2 protein-coding genes are annotated in these 2,386 nt (G+C 53.4%); both read right to left on the bottom strand.

The annotated features are described in order from the left end of the window. Window positions 1–207: hypothetical protein (locus DQX05_RS31545; RefSeq protein ID WP_220483310.1), on the bottom strand; the 207-nt coding region annotated here is incomplete at its 3' end. A gap of 833 nt (window positions 208–1,040) precedes the next feature. Next, window positions 1,041–2,102 carry a 3-deoxy-7-phosphoheptulonate synthase gene (aroF, locus tag DQX05_RS29415; protein ID WP_119796784.1) on the bottom strand — a complete coding sequence of 354 codons (1,062 nt, stop codon included), beginning with the start codon at window positions 2,100–2,102 and terminating at the stop codon, window positions 1,041–1,043. Window positions 2,103–2,386 lie beyond the last annotated feature (284 nt).

Below are 2,386 nucleotides of genomic sequence, written 5' to 3'. Positions count from 1 at the left end.
CTCTGTTGCCAACTTCTTCGTCTTGTAGGGGCCATGCCTCTTTTCTCGCTCTGTTGCCAACTTCTTCGTCTTGTAGGGGCCATGCCTCTTTTCTCGCTCTGTTGCCAACTTCTTCGTCTTGTAGGGCCACGCCTCTTTTCTCGCTTCAATATGGGCACATCTTGGCTTGGCGTTCGCCTCTTTTGCGGTTTGGGCCTTTGTCCTCACCCTTACTCGCCTTTTGCCCGAGTTCCCGTATTACCATTTCTTATCTCGAAGTTTCCGCCTTTTCCCCAGCTTCCGCATGACCCTTTCTTGGCTGGGAACTCGCCCATTTACTCGGCTTCGATTATTCCCCTTTCTTGGCTTGCAGATCCCGTCTTTTGACCAGCTTCCGCAATGCACCTTCTCAGCCGTGAACTCACTGCGCCCATCCGGCTACTCCGCAATGATGCAAAAATACAGGATTTATAGAACAATCAATTTTCGAATAAGGGAATCCTGCAAATGTGCAGGAATTTTGCTCGTTTCGGCTCCAATCGGGACAGAAATGGGCAAATTGATGTATTTTTGCACCAATTTCACAAAATCTCCTTAATAGGGGTACGAAAAGCTGTAAATTTGCAGCATTTCTTGTTTAACCCTGGACCGGTAGTCGCATACGCAGCTCCACGTTTGCCCGCAGCTGCGTATAGACGCATCCGCCGGCCGCTTCCCACTCGCTCGTATAGGCACTGCAAGCTCCACGTTTGCTCGCAGCTGCGCATAGACGCATCCGCTGTCCGCTTGCCAACACGCTCGGTTAGGCGCACGCACCTAGGGCTTGCCCACAGCGGCACCAAGACACATGGCTGCTGAGCACGCCTGGCCGCATAGCGACGAGCACGCGTGGCCGCCATAGCCGCGAGGCCCCTCAGCCTGGCCGTCATGGCCGCAAGGCCCCTCGGCACGGCCGGCGTGCGGCAATGCGCTATCGAAGCGGCACCCGATTGCCGCTGAAAACAAAAAAACAGCCTCTTTCCTCATAGAAAGAGACTGTTCTACTTGCAAGTAAAATAGATTTACTTGATCCATGTCGCGAAATGGGACGGCTCCATTTTCTCCGTATTGAAGGTCTTGCCGCATAGCGGCGCCAACTGCTCCAGTTCGCGCAGCAGGTTGGCGAATTGATCCGGGAATAGCGACTGTACCCCGTCTCCGGTCATCGAGTTGTCCGGATCGGTATGCATCTCGATAATCAATCCATCAGCGCCCGCGGCCACCGATGCCTTGGACATCGTCTCCACTAGCTCGCGTCGGCCTGTGCCGTGGCTCGGATCGGAAATGACCGGCAGATGGCTCAGCTGCTTCACCACCGGAATAGCGGTCAAGTCCAGCGTGTTCCGAGTATACGTCTCGAAGGTGCGAATGCCGCGCTCGCACAGCATGACATTCGGATTGCCGCCGGCTAATATATATTCGGCCGCATTCAGCCATTCATCATAGGTGGCGCTGAATCCGCGCTTGAGCAAGACCGGCTTGCCGCATTCCCCCAGCTTGCGCAGCAGATCGAAGTTCTGCATATTGCGCGTCCCGACCTGAAGAATATCGGCATACTCCGCACAAATATCGACGTATTCCGGCGTCATGACCTCCGTAATCGTCAACAGCCCATGCTTCCGGCCAGCCTCGGCCATCATGACGAGACCTTCCACGCCGACCCCTTGGAAGCTGTACGGGCCCGTCCGCGGCTTGAAGGCCCCTCCGCGCAAGATTTGTCCGCCGGCCGCCTTCACCAGGCGCGCGATCTCGTCAATCTGCGCCGGCGATTCTACGGCGCACGGACCACCCATGACGACGAGATTGCCGCCGCCGATTTCTACGCCTTTGATATTGATCACCGTATCTTCCGGATGGAAGTCACGGCTAGCCAGCTTATATGATTTCGTAATTTTAATCACGTTCTCTACGCCCTTCATTTGTCTAAGATGTTCAGCCAGTTGAGGCTCTGCCTTACCGATAATGCCAATGACGGTACGGTCCGTGCCCTGCGAGATATGGGCCTGGTTGCCCGCCTTCTCGATGATGCGCACGAGTTCCGCAACCCGCTCTTCCGAAGTCTGATTCGAGACGATAACGATCATGGGGCTACATCCTTTCTGCTCTTTCAATTTATCGCTTTCTCATTTCAACGCTTATACGCTTTTAAGCTTTTATCCATTAAAGCAACTATATCGAACATTACCCCATTCGTCAATTCTTTTTTCATCACTTCTCATCATTACTTCTCATCATCTCTTCTCATCATATCTTCTTCATATCTCTTTTTTATCATCAGTTTTTCATCATCTCTGCTCCGCCACCATTATGTCCCGCTAGAGTAAAGGGCAGAAAATTTCTGCCCCTCCTCATCAAACCGTACGTGAGG

The organism is Paenibacillus thiaminolyticus, from assembly GCF_003591545.1.
Classification (GTDB): Bacteria; Bacillota; Bacilli; order Paenibacillales; family Paenibacillaceae; genus Paenibacillus_B; species Paenibacillus_B thiaminolyticus_A.
This window is presented reverse-complemented; position numbering and strand designations above follow the sequence as displayed.